The organism is Enterococcus sp. AZ119 (assembly GCF_050546175.1).
GTDB lineage: Bacteria > Bacillota > Bacilli > Lactobacillales > Enterococcaceae > Enterococcus > Enterococcus faecalis.
This window is the reverse complement of record NZ_CP172951.1, coordinates 1,011,617-1,037,098: the sequence shown is the minus strand read 5'-3', so window position 1 is coordinate 1,037,098 and position 25,482 is coordinate 1,011,617. Positions and strand designations below refer to the sequence as shown.

The window sequence follows — 25,482 nt, the reverse complement described above, 5'->3', positions numbered from 1 at the left end:
CTACACAAATCGGTTAGGATAGCGAATCGTCAAGCGGAAGTCGCTATCTTTGGCTTGAATATACAGCGGTTCATTGGGATATAGATAAAAATCGTTCATTGGTCGAATCATCGGTGCACCATTTTTTGTCAGATAAAAATTTTCAGTATCAATGATAATTTCCGAACGATCAAAGTCTCCTAAGTTAATTGTATCGTTCCGTGTTTTAATCCAAACACCACGTCCGGTTCCTGTTAAAATAATGGTCGGTTTGACTTTTAATCCTTCGACCGTAGGATAAATTTCAATTGGCCGAACTTCTTTACCTAAATCCCCCATCGTGTAGGCCCGATTTTGAAAGGTAATCATGGTTGATCCCCAATAAGCCCCGCCTTCAATTAAAATTGGAAAATCAACTGCACCTGAGCCTGTATTCCCCATTAAGTAATTCGCTTGAAATGTAATAGTTGGCGAACCCCACATCACACTAGTCGCATCACTCCGTGTATATTTATACGGATCAGAAAGCAATAAAGTAAAGGTGCCTGTTACTTGGTTAACACCTTCGGGTACATCACTCACTGAAGACTTACTGCCAAACCACAGCATTTCCGGTTCATCGTTAAACCAAATAGAAACGTCTTTTTCCGTAAACAAAGCAACGTTTAAATGATTAAATGCATCTCGAAACGCTTCATTATTCACAGCTGAAAGGCGATATTTGACTGTTAATTCTCGTTCTGGAATTCGCGCATAAACGTGACGTTTACCATCACGAATCCCTAATTGATAGCTTTCAATTTCGCTTGGAACTAATTCTCGTCCTGAAACTGATAATGTTTGATAGCCAGGGATGACTTTTTCTAAAAATTGACCGTTAAAATTCAACGCTTCTGAAGGAAGAGGCGTTGAACGAGTTGCTTGATTGGTATCAACAAATTTATACATGTTATCCTCTCCTTCCTAAGCGGTTATTTTGTTTCACTTGTTGTCGTTGTAACTCTGTTGCTAAATAAGGCGCCGTAGTTGCTGCGACAACTTTTCCATCTAACGTTGACTCTACTGTCACAAATAATGGTCGATTGTATGCATCATTTTCTAAACGATGGTCAATCGTTGCCGTGAAGTTTCCTCGACCAGCTAAGTCCAAGGCAAAATCATTTAACAGCGGTAAGTCTAAAATAGAAGCCATTGCTCTACTAACGGCTGTTTCGCCTGCATAAATCCCCGTGGCAATCGTGCCACCGAAATTCAATTTATGCAAATCAGATAAGGGACCTTCTTTTGCTGGTGAAAATGGTAAAAAGTTACGAATTTTACTGACGACCCCATCGATTGCTTCTTTGGCTTTTCCAATTGCGCCTGTAATTCCATCAGCAATCATGCCGACAATATTCGCACCGGCATCGGTGAATTTTGAAAACCAACCTTGGATTGCTTGCCAAGCACCTTCAATTACAGAACCAATGGCATTTTTTACCTGATCGGCTGCATTGGTAACCCCATTTTTGATATTTTCAACTAACTGTCCGCCCGAAGCTAACAGTTGACCAAAATAAGAACCAATCTTCGTGATCATTTGTGAGATTAATGTTCCTGCTGCGGACAGCAAGGCACCCAATAGACTGAGTACACCATTAATTAAGGCTTGAATCAGTTGAATCCCAGCACTTAACAACTGTGGCAACGCATTGATTAACGCACCCATTAAAGCGGTAATTAGCGTAATTGCTGCAGTAACCAGTTGCGGTAAAATTGAAATAATCCCTTGGATCAAAGCCATTAGCAATTTGACGCCTGCGCTGATGATTTGTGGCAAGGCACCAATTAAGGCATTTACCAATGTCAAAATTAAGGTAATAGCTGCCGCAACTAAGGTTGGTAAAATCGAAATAATTCCTTGAATTAACGCCATTAACAATTTGACACCTGCGCTGATAATCTGTGGTAAGGCACCTATCAACGCTGTCACTAACGCTAGAATAATCGTCAGCGCTGATTGAATTAACTGAGGTAAAATCGTCATAATCCCAGTGATTAATGCCATCAAAATTTGTAAACCAGCAGTCAAAATCAACGGTAACATAGTAACAAATGCATTGACTAAGGCTGTGATAATTGAAACACCTGCTGTAACTAGCATTGGTAACGCTGTGACAAAAGCTGTCACTAATGTAGTGATGATATTAATCGCTGCAGTTGTAATTGTTGGCAAGGCGGTGACAATCGCATTAACTAAAGTCATTAATAAGCTCAAACCAACTTCTATCAACATTGGTAAGACTGTTGTAATCCCCTGAATCAACGTAGTAATAATTTGTGTTGCCGCTTCAATTAAGACGGGCAAATTGGCAACGATCGCACCAACAATTAACGTAATTAAACTAGATAACGCGGTGACGATGCTTGGAATAGCTTCTGTTATTTTCCCGAGAATACTGGTTAAGACTGTTGTAAAAAGTTGTATAACTTTCGGTAGATTAGCTGCCAGCATTGTTGTAACCGATGTAATCGTGTTACCTAAATTATCAAAGACTTGGGTAATACCACCCGCACTCAAATCACCGGTTTTCATCCAGGCCGTCACGAATGAAACAATCAAGGAAATAATTAGACCAAACGGCCCAGAAATTCCTAATGCAGCCAGTGCAACCTTTGTCAGAACTTTTACCAAAAGACCAACCGCTAAACCAGCTTTGTCAAAGGTGCCACCAAATTGCCCTAATAAGTTACTACCTAATTGCAAACCGCTGGCAAAAACGCCTGCTAGCACACGACCAATTGTTGAAAAAATAGTCGCCATTTTCTCTAAGCCTACTGCAAAAAATTGTTTAAAAACTGCCATTATTTGTTGAAAGGCCGGCTGGATCTGTTGTAGCAGTCCTACCAATTTACCAAACGCCGCTGAAACAGCTCCTTGAATGGCACTAGCTAAGCTATTGATACTATTTCTAAATGTTTCATTGGTTTTATAGAAATAAATAAACGCTGCTACCGCTGCTAAAACGGCTGCTACAATTAAAATTAATGGTCCTCCACCTAAGGCACTAAAACTAGCACTTAGTTTTGATAAGCCACCACCTAACTTCCCAATGTTTCCTTGTACAAGAGCCAAACCAGCACTAAACTGTTGAAATTTTTGCTGAGCCATCGTTACCATAATCAACATGGGCCCAATGGCGGCTAAAATGCCCATAATGGCAACAATAAAAACTTGGACGGGTTTTGGTAATTTGATAAATAAATTCACCAAAGCTGTAATGCCTTTGACTACTGTGATAACCACTTGAACCAAAATTTCCATTCCTGGAGCCATCACGCTTTGAATCACTTGTGCCGCCGCTTCAAATGATTGATTCATCTGAGTCAATGCCCCTTGCAACTCGCCTTGCAATGAATCAGAAATCCCTCCTGCACTGGCCATAATCAGTCCTTGCATTCCTTGAAATTCGCCACTGACCCCAGCACCGACGCCCATAGCTGTTTTTAAAACGTTCAGCATAGGTAAGGAAACGGCACTAGTCATGGCCGTCCCAAAGCTCAGCATATTATTTTGTGCATTAGTAAAGCCATCAGAGGTTTCTTTCCCCGCTTTTTTAGCTGCTTCACCGGCTTGTTCAGCAGAATCTGTTAACGCTGTGTTCATTTGATCTGCTGCCTTTGCTGTTTCGTCTCCTGTTTTTTTCACTGTTTCTCCAGATTGTTGCATGACGGTTTTAAATGTGTTCATGACCGTGGCTGACTGATTGACACCCGCACTAATTTTCCCTAAATATCCACTTAATAAGGCATACTCACCGCTCATACTTTTTAATGCTTGTTGGACGCCTGCAAGGCTTTTCTTTGCCTCCGATAACGGCGTTTTTTCTTTGTCATTCTCCATCTACTCTCCTCCCTTCTCGATAGCGGCGTAGACGCTCTGCCACAGTGGCAAGTTGCGTTTTTTTCCGCTCATTTAATTTTGTTCGTTGTGGCTGGTTAGCTGCCAGAACTTCAGCAACTCGTTTTTCATAATCATAAAAACTTTTAAAGCTTTCAAAAACGGGTTTTCCTTTTTTGTTTGTCGCTTGCGCTTTAACATTTAAGTAGGCAAGCTCGTGCCTTTTCCGCTCTTCATCTACTTCTGCTAAATTAAAAGCAATCATTCGTAATTCAAATTCAGACATGGTCATCCGATCCACTTCTTCAAATGAACGACAGCCTAAGTAGCGAAAAGCAGAAAGAGCGATGTCGTGATACACGTCATCGCTCGTTTTAATTAGTTGGTCGCTTGCGCTTCTGCTTTCTTCGCTTCTTTGCTGAACTGATCGATCATTGGTTTTGTAAGAGGTTGCTTTCCCATTTCTTTAAGCAAATCATCTGAAAGTTTTTTGACATCTTGGGTCATTAACCATGCTTCAATTTCCGACTTACCTATTTTTAATTGCCCACTTTGTAAAGCTTCCATGATGTCAACTAAGATTACTGGATTGTATTGGCGTAAATAAATCATTGCTGAACTGATGCCCATGCCGAATTTGGCAGCGCCATTTTCAATTTGGTAACGTTTATCTAATTCGCGAATCGCGCCAATCGTAAATTTCACTTCAATTGTTTTTCCGTTAATCTCTAAATTCATTTTTTATCCTCCTAAAATTCAACACTTTTTGATTATGCGCCAGGTTGTGGTGCTTTATCTGGAACGGTATCTTGGAACGCATATTGTGCTTCTGCAATAATATCTGCTTCTACTGTTGCAAAACCATCTTGTGGTTTGCCATTAATAGAGGCTTCTGTTTCGATTTCTACTAATTCTTCTACATTGGCTGGTAAACTCCATGAATTTACATAACCTTGGGCATAAATTGCTGGATATTTACCTTCCGCATTTTTTTCACCTTTTAAATCAACATCCCAAAATTCCATTAAGATGCCATCTTCAACTGCGTCTTTCATGTATAAATTTTCATCATCTCGAGAGGCTAAACCGCTTAACGATAACGTAACTTCTAAACCAGAAACAGCATTCGCAACGCCATCTTTTGTTTGCGTACCGCTCGATTCACGTGAGAATTCCCATTCATGTTCAATTTGAAATAAGGGTTTCATTGCTTTCTTTGTCGCTGCTTCATCCAAGCGACGAACTAATAAAATACGGTCTTTTCCTTGCATAACTTCTCCCATTGATAATTCCTCCTAGTAAAATTGCATGTGTAATGGTAGTACAGCATGCCAAATTGTTTTTTTCATTTGTTTGGTATCTTTTACCATTTGTGCTTTGACTTCTTGATGTTTGATACCCCAATTAAAATGAGCCGTTCGTTTTAAGTTACTGGTTGCTTGCCGTAAAATCGTTCCTTTAATTGTAGAAATTTGTTGTCGTTCAGATAACGCACCATAAACATGCATTATTAATTCAATTTCACCCAAAATAGCTGATTTAGTTGGCTTAGGTAATTCTTTACTATCACCTAAGTAAACAAATGGCTGATCTGGTAAATCTGTCGGCAGTTCCTCTAGCAACAATAATCCTGACGTCTGGCAGATTGCAACAAGGGCTTCATATAACTCTTGTTCCGCTTCATTCATTTTTAGCGCCACCTTTCCATTCAAAAAATTCAGGATTGGTTAACAAATTGGCTCTCTTCTAGTCAAAATGAAGGATCTTGAAAGTAGCCGGCATTTTCTGCTCCTTCATAGCTGACACAAGAAAGCAGTCAAAATCATAGAATTCCGTGTCTTCATTTTTTTGGTTGCCTCACGTTTATCTATCTCTTTCGACACTATTAAATTACCATGTTGACACCTGAAAAAATTCCACGCTTTTTCCATGTTTACATCCCTAGTTCATCCGCCACCGCTTCAAAGAAATGATTTCTTAATTTATAGGCTTGGCTTTTACTAATAAATAATTGCTGGGCAAGTCCAATTAATGTTAAAGAGGGCCGTTTTTTCATATATAGTTCTTCAATAATCACGCGCGTTTGTTCATCCGCTTCAGCTAAACAATTTTTGATAATGTCTCGATTTCTCTCTAAGTTCCACAGACGACGATCCATAGCTATCGTAATCGCCATTCGTTCGGTCACTACAGAGTGAAGTCCTTGTCCTCTAATACCAGCATTTAAATCTGCTTCTTGATAAGGGTGCCGTAATTCTTCTTCCCGTTGCCGGATATACTCATCTGTTTTATAAAAGTCTGCTAAAATATCTTTGATATAATTAAATGTTGACGTACGCATTGGTTAATCTCCTTTACTTTTATTCATTTAAAAGTGTTAATCGATAAATAAAATAACACTCTTTCGACATGTCTAAGCCGTGACGAATCGCTTCATCTGAATAACCGAGCCAAATTAAATAGAGATACTCGCTTTTTGTAAACGATGCGGCCTTGATGGATTGGATGGGTCTTGATTGATCCATCGACCAATTACCGATTGCTTGTCCTAATTCTTGAATTTCCTGCATAATAAGTTTATTTTTTTGACTTGCCCAATCGGGATATTGATTCATTAGTTGTAAGAGTCGTTTTCTTTTTTGTGCTTTTTCGCTTTGTTGCTTTGAAATATCTTTAAATACAACGCTTTTCATTTCAAATAAATCTTTTTTACGTTTTGTTAAATTACTCATGTTTACGGCCTTCTCTTTCACCAATTAGATAACCTAATATTAGTGTCATTGTCCAAAAGATAAACCCAATAATAATTGTTAACATATTTATTTCACACTCCTCATTCGTTTGTCTGTTGTGTCTTTATATTGGAAAACATAGCCACTGGCGTGCTTCATTAGACGAGAAATAATGCGTGTTCCATAGGCCTCCACCAGTTGTTTTCCAGAAAAATTAGTAGTAAAAATAGTTGCTTTATTCTGTCTAGCTTCTAAAATTCGGTTTAAGATGTCATTATTAAAATCCGTACTAACTTTATTTTTAATTCCTAATTCAGCACCTAAATCATCTAAGACCAAAACGTCTGCTTTTTTCATTCTAGTAATATACGCTTGAGCCTTTGCTTGGCTTTTGGTCGACTCATTCATGGACATTTTTAGTTTTTCTAATAACTCAGAGTAGCTGACAAATAAACAATACTTTTGATATGCAGAGCGTTCTAAGACTTCAACTAAAATACTGATAGCCAAATGACTTTTACCAACACCAGGTTTCCCTGAAAAAATAACGTGGATTGGCTTTCCTTCAACAATCGCTGAAACTGCTGCTAAGGCCCGTTCTTTTGCTTGTCTTGTTTCTAATTCAGTGGTTTGGTAATTGGTTAAACGACATTGCCGTAGCGCATCATCAGCAATTAAGGACCCTTGATGAAAAAATTTTTGTGTACGTGCCATAAAACTCTCTTGAGAACGTTGTTGATTGGCTTGTTGTTCATGTTTTTTTAGCATTTTATACCCACACGACCAACAAGTTGGGGCACAACGTTCTGTGCCATCTTTATTTTTTTGTTGCCAAACATATTGTTCACTGCCACATTCAGGACAACGGTCTTCAACTTTTTCTAACAATTGACTCAATAGTATTTGAAAAGTTTGATCTGTCGCATGCATACTGATTTCCTCCTTTCTTTAAAAACCTAACTCTTGATATTCTTCTGTCATTTGCGGCGTATGCTCCAACACTTGTTTTTTATCATTTACCAGAACTTCATGTACGGATAAATAATTTTGTTGCTCCCAACTTTTCAAAATAGCATTTACATAGCCATAATTCCGTTTATTTCGATCGATGGCAATTCCTAAAGCATGCAAGATTAATTGGCATGCTTCCTCTTGGCTAGCCCCTTTTTGCATAAAATCTTGCAACCAATACTTAAAATCTTGGCTTGTTTTTGAGGCCAGTGTACCAAAGCCGTTTTCCTCATAAAAATGATAAATCATCTTTAAACAATCGTTTTCTGAACTACTACCTTGACTCTGACCTAACTTAGACTGGACTATGCTTTCCTGTGGTAACCGTTGGTAGTCAGCTGGTTGACCACTGACAGACGATTCTGCTTTAAACGTATAAGCTTTGCTATTTTTTTCAACAATCTGATTTTTCTCTTCTTGATACAAGGTTGGTTTGTAACGATCACTGCGAATATAATTATGAATTTTCCAATGTTTGATAACGATCACACCACTTTCAAATACTAGAATAAATTTTTTAACCATTAGCAATTTTAGATCGTCTTCCCCACAACCAACCATTCGCTGCAATTTTTTGGGATTATTGATAAATCCATCATCATCGGCACGCATCGCTAAATGAAAATACAGGGCCTGACTTGATAAGGGCATATCTAAAAACGCATCACTATCAATAATCGTTTTTGCAAACATGCGTCGTTCTGCCAATCCGCTTCTCTCCTTTTGACTAAATTATTGTTATTCTGTTAGTAATTCCATGAGGCCAATCATACCAATCACGATGGCTCCAATTTTTATTGAGACACTGCTTATTAATAAAATAATTGCTAAAAGTAACATATCCGACAACGTTTTTTTATAATTCCGACTCATTTCTTCACCCTTTCTACAAAAATACGGTTTTCCGAACAAAATATCCAAAAAAAGTTCAGTTAACCGAACATTTGAATGGCTCTATCTTAGCATCAAATATTTTCACTGTCAACTCATAAGTTCGGTTTTATGAACCGGTGATTTTAATTGCGATTGTTACTTGCCTTCTCTAAACAGGTATAGTATACTTTGAGGCAATAGGAGGTTCGGAAATATGAACATTTTTGCTGTCCGTTTAAAAGAGGCTTTAACAGCCAAGAACATCAAACCTAGTGAATTAGCGAAAAAAACTGGCATCGGTAAATCTTCGATCAGCGATTGGCTAGCTGGTCGTTACGAAGCAAAACAAGACAAAGTTTATCGCATTGCAGATGCATTAGACATTAATGAGGCCTGGTTGATGGGACAAGAGGTTCCCATGGAAAAAAATGCCTCAACTATCGACCGCATTTATAAAAAATTAGAGCCCCAACGACAAGCCATCGTTTATCAATTTGCCGAACAACAATTACACGAACAACAAACGCAAGCAGAAATTCTCTCATTCCCTCGCCGTGACGAAATGACACTGGCTGCCCACGCTGGGGATCCAGAAAAGATATTTTCAAAAGAAGAAATCGAGAAAATTCACGATTACTTGGATGAAATTGATGCCAAATATCAACAATCGATTTCTTCTGACAAAAAAGAGGATTAACTTCCCATCTACTCTTTTTATTAAGTAATGGCAGGTGAATGGTAAAGTGAATGATTATGAAAAACTCGTCAGTTCCATTCAAAAGGATGTGACGGTTTTAGAAATTGATTTATACAATCAAACAGGTTGTTATGGGTTGTATCGAAATGGCAAAATTTATATTGAAAAAACATTGAGTACCCGTCAAAAGAAGAATATTTTAGCCGAGGAATACGGGCATTATCAAACATCCGTCGGCACTATTTTAAATCAAAATTGTACAGAAAATCGGAAACAAGAGTTGAAAGCCCGCAATGTGGCCTTAGAGCAATTAGTTACATTAGACGATTTAATTCGTTGCTCTGAAGCTGGCTTAAGTAACCATTATTCTTGTGCTGAATTTTTGGAAATCGATGTTGAAACATTAAAAAATGTGATTACGTACTATCGGCAAAAGTATGGCGCCACTTATCTTTATAAAGGACGGATTTTTGAATTTAGGGATTATTCTGTGATGGTATTAAATACTGGGTTAACTTAAAAAGCATGGAACAAAATCAATAAGGATTTTGTTCCATGCTTAAAAGTATTCTGGAAAATTCAAGAGCGGTTTTTGTACCAATGGTTAATATGTCCGACGCCAAGCATAAGATTTGGGACAAGTATGAGGACGAATATAAATGACGGCCAAAATCCGATGAACTGAATAATATGTTCCCGCATACTATGTAGTACAAAGAAGAAAAGAAAAAAGTACAGGGAACTCTTGCCTGAACCCATTTCTTTTAAATAACGATCTCCATTTTTATAGAAACCAACAATTCTTTTCATTTTTGCACCTCCATGACTATTTTATCAAGAAATCATGAAAAGAAAAAGCACACCATTCGTCTGGTGTGCTTTTTCTTTTTAATTATTCACCTTGATTCAACTTACGAATCAACTCATCAATGTGATTTCCGTATTGGACAGATTCGTCTCTTTCAAAAATCAACTCTGGTGTTTTATACAAGGTTAACCGTTGTCCTAATTCTTTACGAATCAGTCCTTTGGCTTTGTCTAAGCCTTGTTGAGCTTTTTGTTGTTCGGAAGCTAAATCAGATAACAAGCTGTAATAAATCGTTGCTTGTTGTAAATCACCGGTCACACGAACATCTGTAATAGTGATGCCTTGGACGCGTGGATCTCTGATGCGTTTGTTCAAGATATCATTCACTTCACGCATGATTTCTTGACCTACACGACGGTCACGATAATTTGCCATAGTGTCTTCCTCCAATTACTAAAATTATTGTTTGATTTCTTCCATAATGAAGCCTTCAATCGCATCATCTACACGTAAATCATTGAAGTTTTCAATCATAGCGCCACATTCAAAACCAAGTTTGACTTCTTTCACGTCATCTTTAAAGCGTTTCAAGCTTGCTAATTTACCTTCATAAATAACAATACCATCACGAATGACACGCACGCCACTATCGCGGCGAATAAAGCCTTCTGTAACATAACAGCCAGCGATTGTGCCAACTTTAGATACTTTGTACAATTCACGAACCGTCATTTGACCCGTAATTTTTTCTTCAAATTCTGGATCTAATAACCCTTTCATCGCTGTTTCGATTTCTTCTAGGGCTTTATAGATAATACGGTGTAAACGAATATCAACTTCTTCTTGTTCTGCTTGTTGTTTCGCTTGTGGTGTTGGGCGAACGTTAAAGCCGATAATAATCGCATTACTTGCTGCGGCTAAAGTTACGTCGCTTTCATTGATGGCCCCAACTGCCGCGTGAACAATTTTCACACGAACGCCTTCTACATCAATTTTTTGTAAACTTGCTGAAACGGCTTCGGCAGATCCTTGTACGTCTGCTTTGACAATGATATTAACTTCTTTTAATTCGCCTTCTTTTAGGCTTTCAAATAAGTTATCCAATGTCACACGGCTACTTGCTGAACGTTGTTCAAGCAACGCACGTTTAGCCCGTTCTTCCCCTGCTTGACGTGCCGTTTTTTCATCTTCAAAGACCACAAAACGATCACCCGCTTGAGGAACATCATTTAATCCAGTAATTTCTACAGGAGTTGCGGGTCCTGCTTCTTTATCACGGCGGCCCATGTCATTGGTCATCACACGAACACGTCCGTAAGTATTACCAACAACGATTGGATCACCAACATGTAAAGTTCCTTGTTGAACGAGTAATGTCGCAACCGGACCTTTACCTTTATCTAAGCGCGCTTCAATCACTGTTCCAATTGCTTTTTGCGTTGGATCAGCTTTTAAGTCTTCTACTTCAGCAATCAATAAAATATTTTCCAATAGCTCATCAATGTTTTGATTGAATTTCGCTGAAATATTGACAAAAATCGTATCTCCGCCCCATTCTTCAGGAATTAATTCATGTTCACTTAATTCTTGTTTCACATGATCAGGATTTGCACCAGGCTTATCAATTTTGTTAACTGCTACAATAATTGGCACTTTTGCCGCTTTCGCATGGTTAATCGCCTCGATTGTTTGTGGCATTACTCCATCGTCCGCTGCAACAACTAAGATGGTAATATCAGTGATGCTGGCACCACGCGCGCGCATACTTGTAAAGGCCGCATGTCCTGGTGTATCTAAGAACGTAATTGGTTTGCCATCAATATCTAACTGATAGGCACCAATATGCTGCGTGATACCGCCTGCTTCACCTGAAGTCACACGAGAATGGCGCAATGTATCTAATAATGTCGTTTTCCCGTGGTCTACGTGTCCCATGATTGTGACAACAGGGGGACGTGTAGTTAAGTTTTCTTCAACAACTGCTTCTGGTTCGAAGAATTTATCAATGTCCGCAATATCAACTTGGACTTTTTCTTGCGGTTCCATGCCATAGTCCACAGCTAATAATTCAATTGTATCTTTATCTAAGGCTTGGTTTTGGTTAACCATGACACCCATCATAAATAATTTTTTGATGATTTCCGCTGGTTCGCGGTGGATTTTTTTCGCAATATCTGCCACGTTCATACCTTCTGTATATTCTAAAACATCTGGTAATTCACGGAATTTACGTGCTGGTACTGCTGGCTTCGCTGATTCTTGTTGATGTTTGCCTTTTTTCCCTTTTTTGTTGAAACGATTGCGGTTTTGGTTATTAAAGTTATTCCGGTTATTACGATTTTGACCGCCACCAAAATTGTTGTTACGGTTTTGGCCGCCACGTTTTTGGTTGTTCCCGCCATTGTTATTTTGGCTGGTCCGATTTTGATTCGTTGTAGAACCGTTATTGTTTTGGGTATTGCGGTTTTGATTGTTTGTATTTGTTTGATTGCTACGGTTTTGTGTGTTGCTTTGGCCGTGACGATTTTGGTTGTTGTTGTTTCTTTGTTGTCCATTCGTTGATTGATTGTTTGGACGATTTTGGTTATTTCTTTGTTCACCAGGTTTATTATTCATTGGTTTCTTATTGGCTGGTTTATTTTGTGTTGTTTGTTGCTTTTGGTTGTTTGTTGCTTTTGATTGAGTATTTACGGTACTTCCTCCTCCGAATGCTTGACGAAGCTTTGTTTCTTGCTCGGAACTAATTGCGCCCATATGGTTTTTAACATCCATACCTAATTGATGCGCTTTATCGACAACGTCTTTGCTTGCTTTATTCATTTCTTTTGCTAGTTCATAAATTCTTTTTTTTCCCATGCAATCACCTTCCTAACCTTTTAGTAATTCCTTGATTTTGGTGGCAAATCCTGCATCAGTTACTCCGATAACCATTCGTGGTCGCCCAATCGCTTGGCTGAGCTCGAATTGACTGAACAGTTCGCTAACAGGAACATTATAATAAGAACTTTTGTCCTTGATTTTCTTTCTAGTATTCTCACTGGCATCTTGCGCAACAAACACAAATTTCGCTTTGTTTGCACGAATATCTTTAAGGGTTAATTCCTCGCCTGTGACTAATTTACCGGCGCGCATTGCTAAACCTAAAAGGTTCAAAATTTTGGTTTTATTTTCCATCGCCAAACAACTCTTTGCGGGCTTTTTGGTGCGTTACATAATCCAATAGTTCTTGATAAAATTCATCACTTAATTTTGTTTCTAAGACACGATCAAGAATTTTTTTATCCCAAGCTTTTTGGACTTCCGCAGGATCCAAATCAACGTAAGCGCCACGTCCTGGTAATTTACCAGTTGGATCTAAGGCCACTTCGCCTTCTTTGGAGCGAGTAATTCTGACTAATTCTTTTTTCGGTTTCATTTCGCCTGAAACAACCGATTTACGCATTGGAATTTTTCTCTTTTTCATTTTTTCACCCTCCAAAAACGTTATTCTTGTTCAGGTAATTCTTCTGTAATTTCTGCTTCAACAACTGCTTCTTCAGCAGCCAAGTTTTCGTAATCATCTGCCGTCATATCTGAATGGATAATTGCTTCATCCATTTCTTCTGCTACTTCAGCAACTTCTTGATTGGCTTGTTGTTCATAAAATTCAGCCATATCAGATTCTGATTTGATATCAATTTTATGGCCCGTTAATTTAGCAGCTAAGCGCGCATTTTGACCACGTTTACCAATTGCTAATGACAATTGATAATCAGGTACAACAACTGTACATGCTTTGCTATTTTCTGGATCAAAAATAACATCTAATACTTGAGCTGGATTCAAGGCATTACTAATATAAATAGCTGGATCTTCGTTCCATTCCACAATATCCATATTTTCGCCTTTTAATTCATTCACAATCGCTTGGACACGTTGGCCTTTTGGACCAACACAGGTACCCACTGGATCAATATTAGGATCTGTTGAACGAACGGCTACTTTTGAACGATCGCCAGCTTCACGAGCGACGCTTACGATTTCAACAATTCCATCATAAACTTCTGGAATTTCTTGTTCAAAAAGACGTTTTAGTAAATCTGGATGACTACGGCTTACAAAAACTTGTGGGCCTTTTGATGTGTTTTCAACACGTGATACGTAAACTTTAATCCGATCATGCGGTTGGTAAAATTCATTTGGCATTTGATCTTGTTTTGATAAGACTGCTTCGATTTTGCCTAAGTTTACATAAATATAACGACGATCTTGACGTTCAACAATTCCTTGCATGATGTCATTTTCATATTCGCTAAATTCATTATAAATAATTGTTCTTTCTGCTTCACGGACACGTTGTAAAATTACTTGCTTTGCTGTTTGGGCAGCAATGCGGCCAAAGTCTTTTGGCGTAACTTCAAAACGAATTTTGTCGCCGATTTCATATGCACCATTTAATGCAACGGCATCTTTTAATGAAACTTCCAATTGTGAATCAAATACTTCTTCTGTTACTTCTTTGACAGCATATACGTGAATATTGCCTTTTTTTGGTTCAAATTCAACTTCGACGTTGCTTGCTTGTCCATAATGTCTTTTATATGCAGAAACTAAAGCTGCTTGTAACGCTTCAATCACCGTATCTTTAGGAATCCCTTTTTCAGCTTCTAATACGTCTAATGCATTTAACATTTCTTTGCTCATTGTTTTTCTTTTCCTCCTATGGATTCGTTAAAGCTGAACGAGTGGTTCTTCTTCCAAGGGAAAAACTTCTCGTTAAAACTTGTCACAGGCCTAGCTAAAAGTAAAACTTTTAGTGGACCCTTTTTTACATTCGAGTCTGTTGATTAAAATTGAATGGCTAAACGAGCTTTTGCGATATTTTTACGTTCAAAAGTCATTTCCTTCACTCTGGTTTTAATTTTTACACTTAATGTTAATTGTTCTGAATCAAGATGGACTAAGGTACCCTCAATCTGTTTTTCTCCATCAACTGCTTGATAAAGAGAAATATGAATGTACTTGCCTACCGCTTGTTCATAATCGCTTTCTTTCTTTAACGGACGTTCTGCTCCCGGAGAAGAAACTTCCAGAAAGTACGCTTGCGGAATTGGATCTGGATCCATTGCATCTAGTTTTTCACTTAATTTTTCGCTGACAAAGGCACATTCCTCAATATCAATGCCACCTTCTTTATCGATAAATACTCGTAAAAACCAATTTTTTCCTTCCTTAACAAACTCTACTTCCACAAGTTCAAAATTTTGTTCTTCTAAGATTGGTGTGACTAACTTTGTTACAGTTTCCACAGCACTACTCAAAATTTTCGCCTCCTTCGAGATTGATGTAACGAACCGTGTCCTGATGACTTTTCCATCAAAAAGAGTGAGCAGAAATCCGCTCACTCCCAACTAGTATCATTACGCTAAAGATAGTATAGCACAGAACCACTCCAAACTCAAATGAACAAGCTAAATCTCTCGAAATTTGCACATTTTGTCTCGATTACTGAAACTATCTAAGCGATTATTTTTTCGTTTTAAAATAGATAAATAATCCTTGAATCAAAAGAAGGCTACCTAAGAAAAGAAACGCGTTTTCTTTTGTTTCTCCTGTTTTTGGCAATTCCTTATTACGAATCGCCTGTTTTTCAATGGTTATTGAAGTAGTTTCTGTGGTTGAATTCGTGGTAGTATCTGTTGTCCCACTCGTTGGTGGTGTGGTACTTTCTATAGGTTTTTCTGGCGTATAGTGATTAGTAAATACTTGACCTCCATCATACTGAGTAGTCGCCACAAGATTTCCTAAAAGCGCCTCGACGGTTACTTGAACTTGAAGGTTGTGCGTATCGTAGGAAACACCTGCCTGTCGCGTGTTTACTTCCCGAATGGTGTATTGATAGTTTCCGAGAGTTTCAAAGGTTAATGGTGAAAATTGAATTTTCCCTAAAGTATCGTTACTAACCGTTTCTAGTACTGTACCTTTCTCATCTAACAATTCAAATTGAAATTCAGCATCCTTCAGTGGTTTTCCTAAAAGAACTTTTCCAGCTAAAAATGAAGCAGCGACTGGTTGATATGAAATCTTATGATTCACAACAGTTTTCAGTGCAACTAAGTTTTTACCAAAGTCTTCAGGTGTTATTGAAATCTTGTTTTGCGAAAGCTGGTAACCGGTAGGTGCTTTGGTTTCTTCTAAAGTATAGTTATCTTTTAACAAGCCTTTAACAATCGCTGTTCCGTTTTGATCTGTTGTGATTTTGGCCACTGTTTGATTGGTTGAGTTACGAATGAGTTTAAACTCTGCACCTGCTAAACGCTGGCCTGCTTCATCTTCTTTATGAATTTCAACAACATATTGTTCACCATTAGCTTCTCCACCACCCGTTTGTGAGACACGACTCACTTCGACTTCTTCCACCACCGTTTGATTTTCTGTTAATTTTGCATAATTTGTGAAGGTTTCACCTTTTTCGGGAAGATGATCGATTTTGGTTTTATAGGTGATACGATATTCATTAGTCCCAATATTGCCAAAATGCACCGAAAAATTACGGTCATCAGGACCATACTGGACAGCCAACTGACCAGTTATATCTTCCTCTGGCGTGAACTGCCAAATAGCATTTCCATCCAGTGTCCATTGTCCTCGTTCAATTTTCATAGTGTCTTTCATATAACTTAAACTTTCTGTTTTTAGCACATCTTCCACTTCTAAATCAATATACGTTTGCCCTGTTGGATTAATCCGTAGTACATTGTAAATTTCGGTTGGATCGTCTTCGATAAACCACGAATACTTGCTAAATTTTTCGTTAACATCATCGCCTTCACCTTGGTAATCAAGATCGCCAGCAAATATTTTTTCCCCTTCAACCGTGACGTAAATAGGAATCTTGGATTCATTTTCGACATTTTCGAAATCAATCAAACTTGTAAAATATAAAGACCCACTAATATTGGCATGGTTTTCTACGTAATCTGTATACGTTAACGTGACCGTTTTATTTGCTAAATCGGTCTGTGCGATTGCAACCACAGCACCTGTATCATCTACTACATTAAAGGTCATATTTTTCTCGAGACGTAGCTCTTCGGGCAAAGTAATCACACTCGTATCCCCACTATTAACGGTATTATCCGGTAAGTTGAACTCAATTCGGAGGTAGATGTCTGTATATTGATTAATGGTCCCAAGTGGGTTTCCCTCTTTGTCCGTTAGATGAATCGCTGTCACAATGTTGCCTACTTGCTTACGCGGCACTACGTTTGGCGTAGCAGAAATTTGATTGGTTTCACTGGTACTAGTTGGTTCCGTTTGCGCATATCCTGTTTCAAGTTTCAGAAAAGGCGTTATCAGCGTCGACAAAAGAATGAAAAACATTCCCCAATAGACAAAACTTCTTTTTTTCATTTTTATTCAATCCTTCCTATCTAAAATAATTGGTTAGGTTTATACTATCAAGGATTAACTAGGTGCAAGTGTTTTTATTTTTCCCAACAATAAAAAACAAAAAACACCGAACCAAAATAATTTTGGCTCGGTGTTTTGCTCCTAATGTCTTTTCTTATAAAACCATAATTGAACTTTTTCAGAAATGGTTGATAAATGTTGGAAAGTTGAGTCTGCTGCAAAGAAAAGAATGGCTAAAAGTAACAAGGCTGTTGGCGATACCGAAGTTAACGAGAACAAGTTTTTCATGGAAATACTTGTAATAACCATTCCGATTAAACAGCCAATCATTACGCGCTTGCGGTAACGATTCATTGGTGAACTAATTTTATAAAGAACCATAAAGCCGACTGAAACTAGCAACAATGTTGCAGTCGTTGAAATGTCCGTTTTTTGAAGTGCAAGAATATCACCACAAATTAGTAAGGCACCGACTACTAACATATCCGTTAACCCACCAGGAATTGCTTTTGATAACACATTGAAAAGAAATTTCCCTTCAATGCGACGATGATTTGGTTCCAAAGCTAGAAATGTCGAAGGAATCCCAATTGTAAATAAACTAATCAATGTGACTTGTGTCGGTTGTAAAGGATATGTCACGGCAAAAATCATAGCAAAGACAGACATCAGCAAGGAGAAAATATTTTTTACAAGGAATAAACTTGAAGAACGTTCAATGTTATTAACTACTTGGCGACCTTCAAAGACAACCTCCGGCATCGTTGAAAAATCAGAATCCAACAACACAACTTGCGAGGCTTGTGCTGTAGCTTGATTTCCTGAAGCCATGGCAATACTACAATCTGCTTCTTTCATGGCTAAAATATCATTGACTCCATCCCCTGTCATCGCCACTGTATGATCTAATTTTTTCAACAATAGTACAAATTGTTTCTTTTGTTCTGGCGTGACACGACCAAAAACGGTGTATTTTTCTAACGCTTCTGTCTGGGCTTCCATTGTAGTTAATGTTCGCGCGTCCACATAATTTTCAGCACCAATAATGCCTGCCGCTTGTGCTACATTGGATACTGTTAAAGGATTATCGCCAGAAATGACCTTAATAGCCACATTTTGTTCAGCGAAATATTCAAAAGTTGCTTTGGCTTCTTTACGAATCGGATTCCAAAGAAGAATGTAGCCTAGAGGTTGTACCTCTGCTGTCAACGTTTCCTGAAATTCTCCTAAATACTTTCCGAACACCAATAAGCGATAGCCTTGACTTGTATAATGTTCCACTTCAGATTGATACATTTCATAATTGTCTCTCAAAATCATCTCTGGCGCTCCAAGAATATACGTCGCTTCTGGGAAAGTCACGCTACTAAATTTTTCGACAGACGAAAACGAGGTATAGCTAACGGCTTCCCTCTGATTATTAGTAACAAAAAATTCTTTCATCGCTTTCATCGTATCGTTGTCAGCTGACATTGTTCGGCAAAAATCGCCAATTAATTTTTCGACATTGGTTAAATCTGTACCATCATTTTCGATACTCACCACAGGAACCAACTCTTGGACTTCCATCGTGTTTTCAGTAATTGTTCCTGTTTTATCTACACATAACACATCGACACGTGCTAAGGATTCGATACTTTTCATGTTGTGCAATAAAACGCCGCGCTTCGCTAAGCGCATTGTGCTGGCAGCTAATGCAACGGTTGTTAAAAGGTACAACCCTTCCGGAATCATCCCAATCAAGGCAGCTTCCATGGAGACAATGCTGTCATGAAGCCCTTGATGGTTGATGAAATAACTTTGGAAAAATAGAACACAGCCGATCGGGATAATAATAATCCCTACCCATTTCACCAAACGGTTAATGGAACCGACCATCTCTGATTGTTCCCCTTTTTTAATTGACTTCGCTTCAAGCGTCAATTGATGAACATAGGCCTCAGCGCCAATTTTATCAATTCTTGCATAACAAGAACCTGACACAATAAAGCTACCTGACAAAAGTTGGCTATCTGCTACTTTGGTAATCTCATCAGATTCCCCAGTTAACAAAGATTCATTCACACGGACTTCACCAGATAAGACAATTGCATCCCCAGAAATCTGTTCACCCGATTTAAAGAGCACCACATCATCCAAAACCAGTTCATCTGGCGAAATTTCTTGTTCTTGGCCATCCCTTACAACGGTTACTTTTGTAGCGTTTAGAATATTTAAGCTATCTAATACTTTCTTCGACTTAATTTCTTGGTAAATTCCAATGACCGTATTAATGATTACTACTGGCAAAAAGGTCATATTTTTATAAGATTGTACCAGCATTAATAACACACCTAGTACCACAAAAATTAAGTTGAAATACGTAAATACGTTATTAATAACAATCTGTTTCGTTGTGATAAACTCTGTATCGACGGCAGCATTGACTAAGCCTTTTCGCTGTCTTTCTTCAACTTGTGCGGCCGTCAAGCCTTGTTTATCTTCTGGATAATAGCGTTCCGCGTTAGCAGTCACTGCTATTGGTTCATTTTCTTGCATTTCTTTTTTTCTTCTCAAACACATCACCCCTTGTTCTAGTCGACTCTTTCATCGTCTCCTTCTCTCCCACAGTATAGCACTGAATAAAAATTTAGATAACAACTAGCGTCCAACTATAGAAAAAAATTATACATTTCCTAAACATTGTCATTTTCAGGAACAAGCTAACGCAAAACCTTTTCATTTACTTGTTTTTCCTTTACTATAGTAAAGAAGAAATATCAAGAAATGAGGAACAATTGATGGCACAGAATCACGTAATTAAAGTTAGTAAAAAAACATTAGCAGAGATGACCACTGTTTATCAACCCAATCGTTTAAATAAAACGGTCCCTTATACTGTCTTTGTGGCCAAGGTTGGCACCACTACTATCACCGCTTATCAATCAGGTAAAGTCATGTTTCAGGGACCTCAAGCTGAAAAAGAGGCCGCTCGTTGGGAAGGAACGAGTACCACACCAAAGAAAAAAATTTCTCCCCAGACTACTACACTGCCTGCTGATTTTGGCAACTGGTCTGTGATAGGTTCCGATGAAGTCGGTAATGGTAGCTATTTTGGTCCAGTAACTGTCTGTGCTGCCTATGTTGACAAAAGCATGATTAGCAAACTAAAAGCATTGGGTGTTCGTGATTCCAAAGAATTAACCGACCCACAAATTATTCAATTGTCACATGTCATTAAAGAACTGATTCCTTACAAGTTATTAATCGTTGAACCCAAAAAATACAATGAGATCCAACCAAACTACAATGCTGTACACATGAAAGTCGCTTTGCATAACCAAGCGATTTATCTGTTGCTACAAGAATTGGCTCCCACAAAGCCAGAAGGGATTTTGATTGACCAGTTCACCCCTGAAAATAATTATCGGAAATATGTTCGTAATGAAAAAAATCAAGTCACTGAAAAATTGTTCTTCGTCACTAAAGGAGAGCAGTATCATGTTGCCGTTGCTGCCGCCTCTATTATTAGCCGCGCTGCTTTTTTAGAAGAGTTAGACAAAGAATCTGCAGAATTGGGTTTCTCTGTGCCCTCTGGTGCCGGCAGCAAATCAGACCAAGTAGCCGCCCGTATTTTGAAAAAAGGCGGCCTAGACTTATTAGCGAATTACGCGAAGCTGCATTTTGCAAACACCCAAAAAGCCCAAAAGTTACTATAAAATAAACACCAAGCAAAAGTCCCAATGCCGATTAGCGGCGCTGGGACTTTTGCTTGGTGTAAAAAATTATTTTTCAATTTCGATAAACAGGACTTTTAAGTAGTTCCCCTCTGGAAAATTAGAATTCACTTGAAAGTCTGCCGGTAATTGATACGTGTCCGTAATCTTGTAACGGACATTTTTCTCTTGCAAGGCAGTAATCACCATTTTTTGATATTTGGCTAAGGATAAATTTGCCGCATTGGTTGAGGCAATAAGCGTTCCCTTATCCGTTAAAATATCAATAGAATCTTTCACTAGCTCCCCATAATTTTTAGCAACGGAAAAAACTTTCTTTTTGTTGCGAGCAAAACTCGGCGGATCCAAAATGATCATGTCATAACTCAAGCCTTTACGTGAAGCATATTTAAAGTAGTCAAAAACATCCATGACAATAATCTTTTGCGGGGCAAGATTTAAATGATTGACTTCAAATTGCTCAGTCGTTTTCGGTAAGCTTCGTTTAGCTAAATCCACACTAGTGGTGGCCACGGCACCCCCCATAGCGGCAGCTACTGAAAAAGCACCTGTATAACTAAACATATTTAAGACTGTTTTCCCTACTGCAAAACCATCTACTAATCGACCACGAACTTCTTTTTGATCTAAAAAGATGCCTGTCATTAATCCTTCGTTTAAATAGGTAGCAAATTGAACGCCATTTTCAGTGACAAGTAATGGCTCGGGTGCTTGTTCGCCATACAAAAACTGTGATTCGGGTAAATTTTTTGTGGAAAAGCGAATCTTTTCGTAGGCACCAATAATGTCAGGGTAAACTGTGCGAAACGCCGTCAAAAGTTCGGCTTTTTTCTGATAAAGGGTTTCATTATACCATGAAAAAACGGCGTAATCTGCATAGCGATCGATAATTAGACCCCCAATGCCATCCCCTTCTCCATTAAATAATCGATAAGCGGTTGTTAGCGAATCCTTTTCAAAAGACGTCCGCTTCTTACGACTTATTTCAAAGAGTTGTTGAAAAAAAGATTGATTAATTGGTCCATGCCATGACAGCAACCAACCAATTCCTTTATTTTGTTCGCCTAAATATCCTTCAGCTAAGCGCTGGCCTTTACTATCAATCAAAGTAAGCCAATCTGTTGGTAACGGCGCCGGCACTTGTTGCAAATCTTCTTTCTGAATTAAAGGATATCCTTTTTTAAATTTATGTTCTGCTTTTTTAGTTACTTGAAGTTTCATTCTGTACACCTACTTTTCAAAGTCCTATCTAGTATAGCAAAAAAAGGCCCATCTGTCTTTAAAGGATTCAAGCTTCACGTCATTTAACGAACTAAAAAGTTTAAGGAAATAGTAAGTTTTCTTTAACATCACCATTCCTCACTTCGGTAAGAATTGACATAAAATTTATGAAAGAGTAAAATTAAAGCGATATTGTAAAATACGAAATTTACCTAATTTTACTTTTATAGAATCATCGTTTAGAAAGGACGTTTATTTTGAAAAAATTATTTAAAACAAATATTTTGAACACGCGACTGGGGTTATTCTCGCTAATCGCCATCTTACTGTGGCTAAAAAACCTCTTTGCGTACGCCGTTGATTTCCATTTACGTTTGGAAAATATTAACGAGTACTTCATACTCTTAATTAATCCAATTGCCACAACGGTCTTTTTATTAGCCATCGCTTTGTATGTTCGCCGTAAAAAAGCTTCTTATATTACAATGATGATTATTTACTTCTTGATGAGTTTACTGCTCTTCTCAAATGTCGTGTATTATCGAGAATTTACTGACTTCATCACAGTTAATACGATGCTTGGTGCTGGCAAAGTAGCTAGCGGTCTTGGCGAAAGTGCCTTACGTCTCTTTAGACCTTATGACGTCATTTATTTCTTAGACTTCATTATTATTGGCGTATTATTATTAACGAAAAAAATTAAAACAGATGCGCGTCCAGTCCGCGCACGTGTAGCAGTCTCTGTCACACTCCTTTCTGTTGTCTTTTTCTTATTCAATCTATTTATGGCTGAAACAGAACGTCCCCAATTATTAGGACGTCAATTCTCTCGTGACTATATCGTGAAATTCTTAGGCTTAAATGCCTTTACCGTATACGATGGCATTACAACTTACCAAACAAACCAAGTCCGTGCCGAAGCTAGTGCTAACGATATGAAACAAGTTGAAGATTACGTGAAACAACAATATGCGGCACCCGATGATAGTAAGTTTGGTATTGCAAAAGGCAAAAATGTAATTTATATCCATTTAGAAAGTTTCCAACAATTTTTAGTTAATTACAAATTAAAAGATGAAAATGGCGTAGAACACGAAGTCACACCATTTATCAATAGTCTTTACAATAGTAAAAGTACCTTTAGCTTTGATAACTTCTTCCACCAAGTTGGTCAAGGAAAAACAAGTGATGCCGAAACCTTACTTGAAAATTCACTATTTGGTTTAGACCAAGGTTCACTCTTTACACAAGTTGGTGGGAAAAATACGTTTGAAGCAGCACCCGATATTTTAAAACAAACGCAAGGATACACTAGCGCTGCTTTCCACGGAAATGCCGGTAACTTCTGGAATCGGAATGAAACCTATAAACGTTTAGGCTATGACTATTTCTTTGATGCTAGTTATTATGATGTTAATTCAGATAACTCATTCCAATATGGGTTACACGATAAACCATTCTTTAATCAATCCGTTCAATATTTAGAACATTTACAACAACCCTTCTATTCTAAATTTATTGCTGTGTCCAATCATTATCCTTATTCTCAATTTACAAACGATGAAGCAGGATTCCCAATTGCAAAAACCTCTGACGAAACAATTAATGGTTACTTTGCAACAGCGAATTATTTAGATAAAGCGGTCGAAGAATTCTTTAACTACTTGAAATCTTCAGGTCTCTATGAAAACTCAGTCATTGTTCTTTATGGCGATCACTATGGGGTTTCTAATTCAAGAAACCAAAACTTAGCAGAATTAGTAGGTAAAACCAAAGCAGATTGGAACGATTTTGACAACGCCAATATGCAACGTGTTCCTTATATGATTCACGTTCCTGGTCAAGAAAATGGCGGTGTGAACCATACGTATGGCGGCCAAGTTGATGCCTTACCAACCCTTCTACACTTGCTTGGTGTCGATACGAAAAACTACATTCAGTTAGGCCAAGATTTATTCTCTAAACAACACAATCAAATCGTTGCTTTCCGCAACGGCAATGTTGTAACACCTAAATATACTATTTTAGGTTCTAGCATTTACGATACTAAAACAGGCACTTTAATTACAGAGCCAACCGAAGAAGTTAAGAAAGAAGTCGCTGATTTAAAAGCCAAAGCGACGAAACAATTAGAAACGTCTGACCAAATTACTAACGGTGACTTGCTTCGTTTCTATACCAATAGCGGCTTAAAACCAGTTAACCCAGAAGACTATGATTACAAGAACCAATTGCAACAACTGGAAGCAATTGAAAAAGAAAAAGGTGAAAAATCAACGAGTGTTTACAGTAAAAACAATAATAAATCAACCGTTGATGAATATCACACTGACAGTTATCAAGGCTATCAAAAAACGGGTAAATAAATCTTCAAAAAGCTTGAGCAATTTGCTCAAGCTTTTTTGCTACTTTTTCATAATTAATTCATATTATTTCACTATACTAAAGATAGTTTAGAGAGGTGAAAGTTGATGAGAAGTGTCCGTTACGCTACAGCTAGTAGTTTTTATCATAAAAAAATCACGTTAATCACCGCACTCTTCTTCTTCCTGTTCTCTTTCTTATTGACTGGGCTGTTTAACTTAATTGATTTTGAAAAAGAGTTTTTACGAACGATGCCAGACTTTGTCGATATTGAAAAACAAACTAGTTACCATTACCAACTGATCCAATACTATTGGCACCTCTATCTAGGTAGTGTCATTTTCTTTGGTGTTACTTTTCTTCTGTTTATGTATGTGACATTACGCATAAAAAAGGAAGAAATACATACATGGTATCACATGCACTTTTCAAATATGTATGTCACCAAACAGCTCTTACTAGAGTTATGTTTACCGGCTCTATTAGGAATTTTCAGTTTTTTACTTTTCACTTTAATGTTTCAAGAAACGTATAATACTGTTCTTTGGGCTGCTCGTGATGCTATTTTACAGTGGTCTCATTTGGAACCTCCAGCATTTTTAGCTAAAAGTACCGACCAGGATGTCACAATTACAAATATCCAGCATTTAGGGATTCAAACGATCCAAGCGTTTTCTTTTGATTTTAAAAGTATGCAGTCGCTTTATACAATCCGTAACTGCTTTGTTAACTGCTTAATCTTGCTTGGTATTCCTCTTGTTTGCGGGACTCCTTTCACGTTGATTTATTTACGTACACATAAGAAATAA

At 37.9% G+C, this 25,482-nt stretch carries 26 protein-coding genes; 5 read left to right on the top strand and 21 right to left on the bottom strand.

All coding sequences use genetic code 11. The annotated features are described in order from the left end of the window. The 11 genes from IGL37_RS05085 to IGL37_RS05035 all read right to left on the bottom strand — a co-directional run bounded on the left by IGL37_RS05085 (window position 1) and on the right by IGL37_RS05035 (window position 8,523). Complete coding sequence (locus IGL37_RS05085) at window positions 1-927, bottom strand: distal tail protein Dit (protein WP_010777582.1); 927 nt, start codon at window positions 925-927, stop codon at window positions 1-3. A gap of 1 nt (window position 928) precedes the next feature. Then, window positions 929-3,862 carry a phage tail protein gene (locus tag IGL37_RS05080; RefSeq protein WP_002404500.1) on the bottom strand — a complete coding sequence of 978 codons (2,934 nt, stop codon included), beginning with the start codon at window positions 3,860-3,862 and terminating at the stop codon, window positions 929-931. Continuing rightward, window positions 3,852-4,220 (bottom strand): hypothetical protein, encoded by a 369-nt coding sequence (locus IGL37_RS05075; RefSeq protein ID WP_002361692.1) that lies wholly within the window; start codon window positions 4,218-4,220, stop codon window positions 3,852-3,854. Before IGL37_RS05075 ends, IGL37_RS05080 begins: the two co-directional genes overlap by 11 nt. Window positions 4,221-4,237: 17 nt before the next feature. Then, window positions 4,238-4,597, bottom strand: a complete 360-nt coding sequence (locus IGL37_RS05070) for a tail assembly chaperone (RefSeq protein ID WP_002357848.1) — start codon at window positions 4,595-4,597, stop codon at window positions 4,238-4,240. Between the two features lie 32 nt (window positions 4,598-4,629). Continuing rightward, window positions 4,630-5,142 (bottom strand): phage major tail protein, TP901-1 family, encoded by a 513-nt coding sequence (locus tag IGL37_RS05065; protein ID WP_002381948.1) that lies wholly within the window; start codon window positions 5,140-5,142, stop codon window positions 4,630-4,632. Between the two features lie 12 nt (window positions 5,143-5,154). Then, window positions 5,155-5,571 (bottom strand): hypothetical protein, encoded by a 417-nt coding sequence (locus IGL37_RS05060; RefSeq protein ID WP_002401528.1) that lies wholly within the window; start codon window positions 5,569-5,571, stop codon window positions 5,155-5,157. A 221-nt stretch (window positions 5,572-5,792) separates the two neighbouring features. Further along, window positions 5,793-6,200, bottom strand: a complete 408-nt coding sequence (locus IGL37_RS05055) for a RinA family phage transcriptional activator (protein ID WP_002360491.1) — start codon at window positions 6,198-6,200, stop codon at window positions 5,793-5,795. 19 nt (window positions 6,201-6,219) lie between these two features. Further along, complete coding sequence (locus IGL37_RS05050; protein WP_002360492.1) at window positions 6,220-6,612, bottom strand: hypothetical protein; 393 nt, start codon at window positions 6,610-6,612, stop codon at window positions 6,220-6,222. Window positions 6,613-6,678: 66 nt separating this feature from the next. Next, window positions 6,679-7,521, bottom strand: coding sequence for an ATP-binding protein (locus tag IGL37_RS05045; RefSeq protein WP_002366554.1), 843 nt, complete (start codon window positions 7,519-7,521; stop codon window positions 6,679-6,681). A gap of 18 nt (window positions 7,522-7,539) precedes the next feature. Beyond that, on the bottom strand, window positions 7,540-8,295 hold the full coding sequence (locus tag IGL37_RS05040) for a DnaD domain protein (RefSeq protein WP_016627155.1): 756 nt from the start codon (window positions 8,293-8,295) through the stop codon (window positions 7,540-7,542). 45 nt (window positions 8,296-8,340) lie between these two features. Next, window positions 8,341-8,523: a hypothetical protein gene (locus IGL37_RS05035; protein ID WP_023627964.1), complete on the bottom strand. Its 183-nt coding sequence runs from the start codon at window positions 8,521-8,523 to the stop codon at window positions 8,341-8,343. Window positions 8,524-8,689: 166 nt separating this feature from the next. On the opposite strand from IGL37_RS05035, the gene IGL37_RS05030 reads away from it, so the two are divergent. Both IGL37_RS05030 and IGL37_RS05025 read left to right on the top strand, forming a co-directional pair. Further along, on the top strand, window positions 8,690-9,172 hold the full coding sequence (locus IGL37_RS05030) for a helix-turn-helix domain-containing protein (protein ID WP_002361687.1): 483 nt from the start codon (window positions 8,690-8,692) through the stop codon (window positions 9,170-9,172). 34 nt (window positions 9,173-9,206) lie between these two features. Beyond that, the gene (locus IGL37_RS05025; RefSeq protein ID WP_002382232.1) at window positions 9,207-9,692 is read left to right on the top strand and encodes a toxin; all 486 of its coding nucleotides are present in this window, start codon (window positions 9,207-9,209) and stop codon (window positions 9,690-9,692) included. 59 nt (window positions 9,693-9,751) lie between these two features. Here the strand turns inward: IGL37_RS05025 and IGL37_RS05020 are convergent, their stop codons facing one another. The 9 genes from IGL37_RS05020 to IGL37_RS04980 form a co-directional block, all read right to left on the bottom strand. Further along, the gene (locus tag IGL37_RS05020; protein ID WP_010713476.1) at window positions 9,752-9,982 is read right to left on the bottom strand and encodes a hypothetical protein; all 231 of its coding nucleotides are present in this window, start codon (window positions 9,980-9,982) and stop codon (window positions 9,752-9,754) included. Window positions 9,983-10,064: 82 nt separating this feature from the next. After that, window positions 10,065-10,415 (bottom strand): 30S ribosome-binding factor RbfA, encoded by a 351-nt coding sequence (rbfA, locus tag IGL37_RS05015; RefSeq protein ID WP_002360497.1) that lies wholly within the window; start codon window positions 10,413-10,415, stop codon window positions 10,065-10,067. A gap of 24 nt (window positions 10,416-10,439) precedes the next feature. After that, on the bottom strand, window positions 10,440-12,836 hold the full coding sequence (infB, locus tag IGL37_RS05010; protein WP_033918056.1) for a translation initiation factor IF-2: 2,397 nt from the start codon (window positions 12,834-12,836) through the stop codon (window positions 10,440-10,442). A 12-nt stretch (window positions 12,837-12,848) separates the two neighbouring features. Beyond that, window positions 12,849-13,154 carry a YlxQ-related RNA-binding protein gene (locus IGL37_RS05005; RefSeq protein ID WP_002357860.1) on the bottom strand — a complete coding sequence of 102 codons (306 nt, stop codon included), beginning with the start codon at window positions 13,152-13,154 and terminating at the stop codon, window positions 12,849-12,851. Further along, entirely contained in the window at window positions 13,144-13,443 is a 300-nt protein-coding gene (gene rnpM / locus IGL37_RS05000; RefSeq protein ID WP_002363794.1) for an RNase P modulator RnpM, read from the bottom strand. The genes IGL37_RS05005 and rnpM overlap by 11 nt, the downstream gene beginning before the upstream one ends. Before the next feature lie 20 nt (window positions 13,444-13,463). Beyond that, the gene (gene nusA, locus IGL37_RS04995; protein WP_002357862.1) at window positions 13,464-14,663 is read right to left on the bottom strand and encodes a transcription termination factor NusA; all 1,200 of its coding nucleotides are present in this window, start codon (window positions 14,661-14,663) and stop codon (window positions 13,464-13,466) included. A 143-nt stretch (window positions 14,664-14,806) separates the two neighbouring features. Beyond that, window positions 14,807-15,280, bottom strand: a complete 474-nt coding sequence (gene rimP, locus IGL37_RS04990; protein WP_002357863.1) for a ribosome maturation factor RimP — start codon at window positions 15,278-15,280, stop codon at window positions 14,807-14,809. A 205-nt stretch (window positions 15,281-15,485) separates the two neighbouring features. Next, a complete protein-coding gene (locus IGL37_RS04985) occupies window positions 15,486-17,372 on the bottom strand; it encodes an Ig-like domain-containing protein (RefSeq protein ID WP_033918055.1) in 1,887 nt (628 codons plus the stop codon). Window positions 17,373-17,513: 141 nt separating this feature from the next. Next, on the bottom strand, window positions 17,514-19,934 hold the full coding sequence (locus IGL37_RS04980; RefSeq protein WP_002393199.1) for a cation-translocating P-type ATPase: 2,421 nt from the start codon (window positions 19,932-19,934) through the stop codon (window positions 17,514-17,516). Between the two features lie 218 nt (window positions 19,935-20,152). Between IGL37_RS04980 and rnhC the strand changes: the two genes are divergently transcribed. Then, window positions 20,153-21,070 carry a ribonuclease HIII gene (gene rnhC / locus IGL37_RS04975; protein WP_002393198.1) on the top strand — a complete coding sequence of 306 codons (918 nt, stop codon included), beginning with the start codon at window positions 20,153-20,155 and terminating at the stop codon, window positions 21,068-21,070. Window positions 21,071-21,136: 66 nt separating this feature from the next. On the opposite strand, the gene IGL37_RS04970 is transcribed toward rnhC, so the two are convergent. Beyond that, window positions 21,137-22,309 carry a class I SAM-dependent rRNA methyltransferase gene (locus IGL37_RS04970; protein WP_002375049.1) on the bottom strand — a complete coding sequence of 391 codons (1,173 nt, stop codon included), beginning with the start codon at window positions 22,307-22,309 and terminating at the stop codon, window positions 21,137-21,139. 257 nt (window positions 22,310-22,566) lie between these two features. Here IGL37_RS04970 and IGL37_RS04965 point away from each other — a divergent pair, with 257 nt between their 5' ends. Next, complete coding sequence (locus tag IGL37_RS04965; RefSeq protein WP_002357869.1) at window positions 22,567-24,675, top strand: LTA synthase family protein; 2,109 nt, start codon at window positions 22,567-22,569, stop codon at window positions 24,673-24,675. 105 nt (window positions 24,676-24,780) lie between these two features. After that, a complete protein-coding gene (locus IGL37_RS04960) occupies window positions 24,781-25,482 on the top strand; it encodes a hypothetical protein (protein WP_033918054.1) in 702 nt (233 codons plus the stop codon).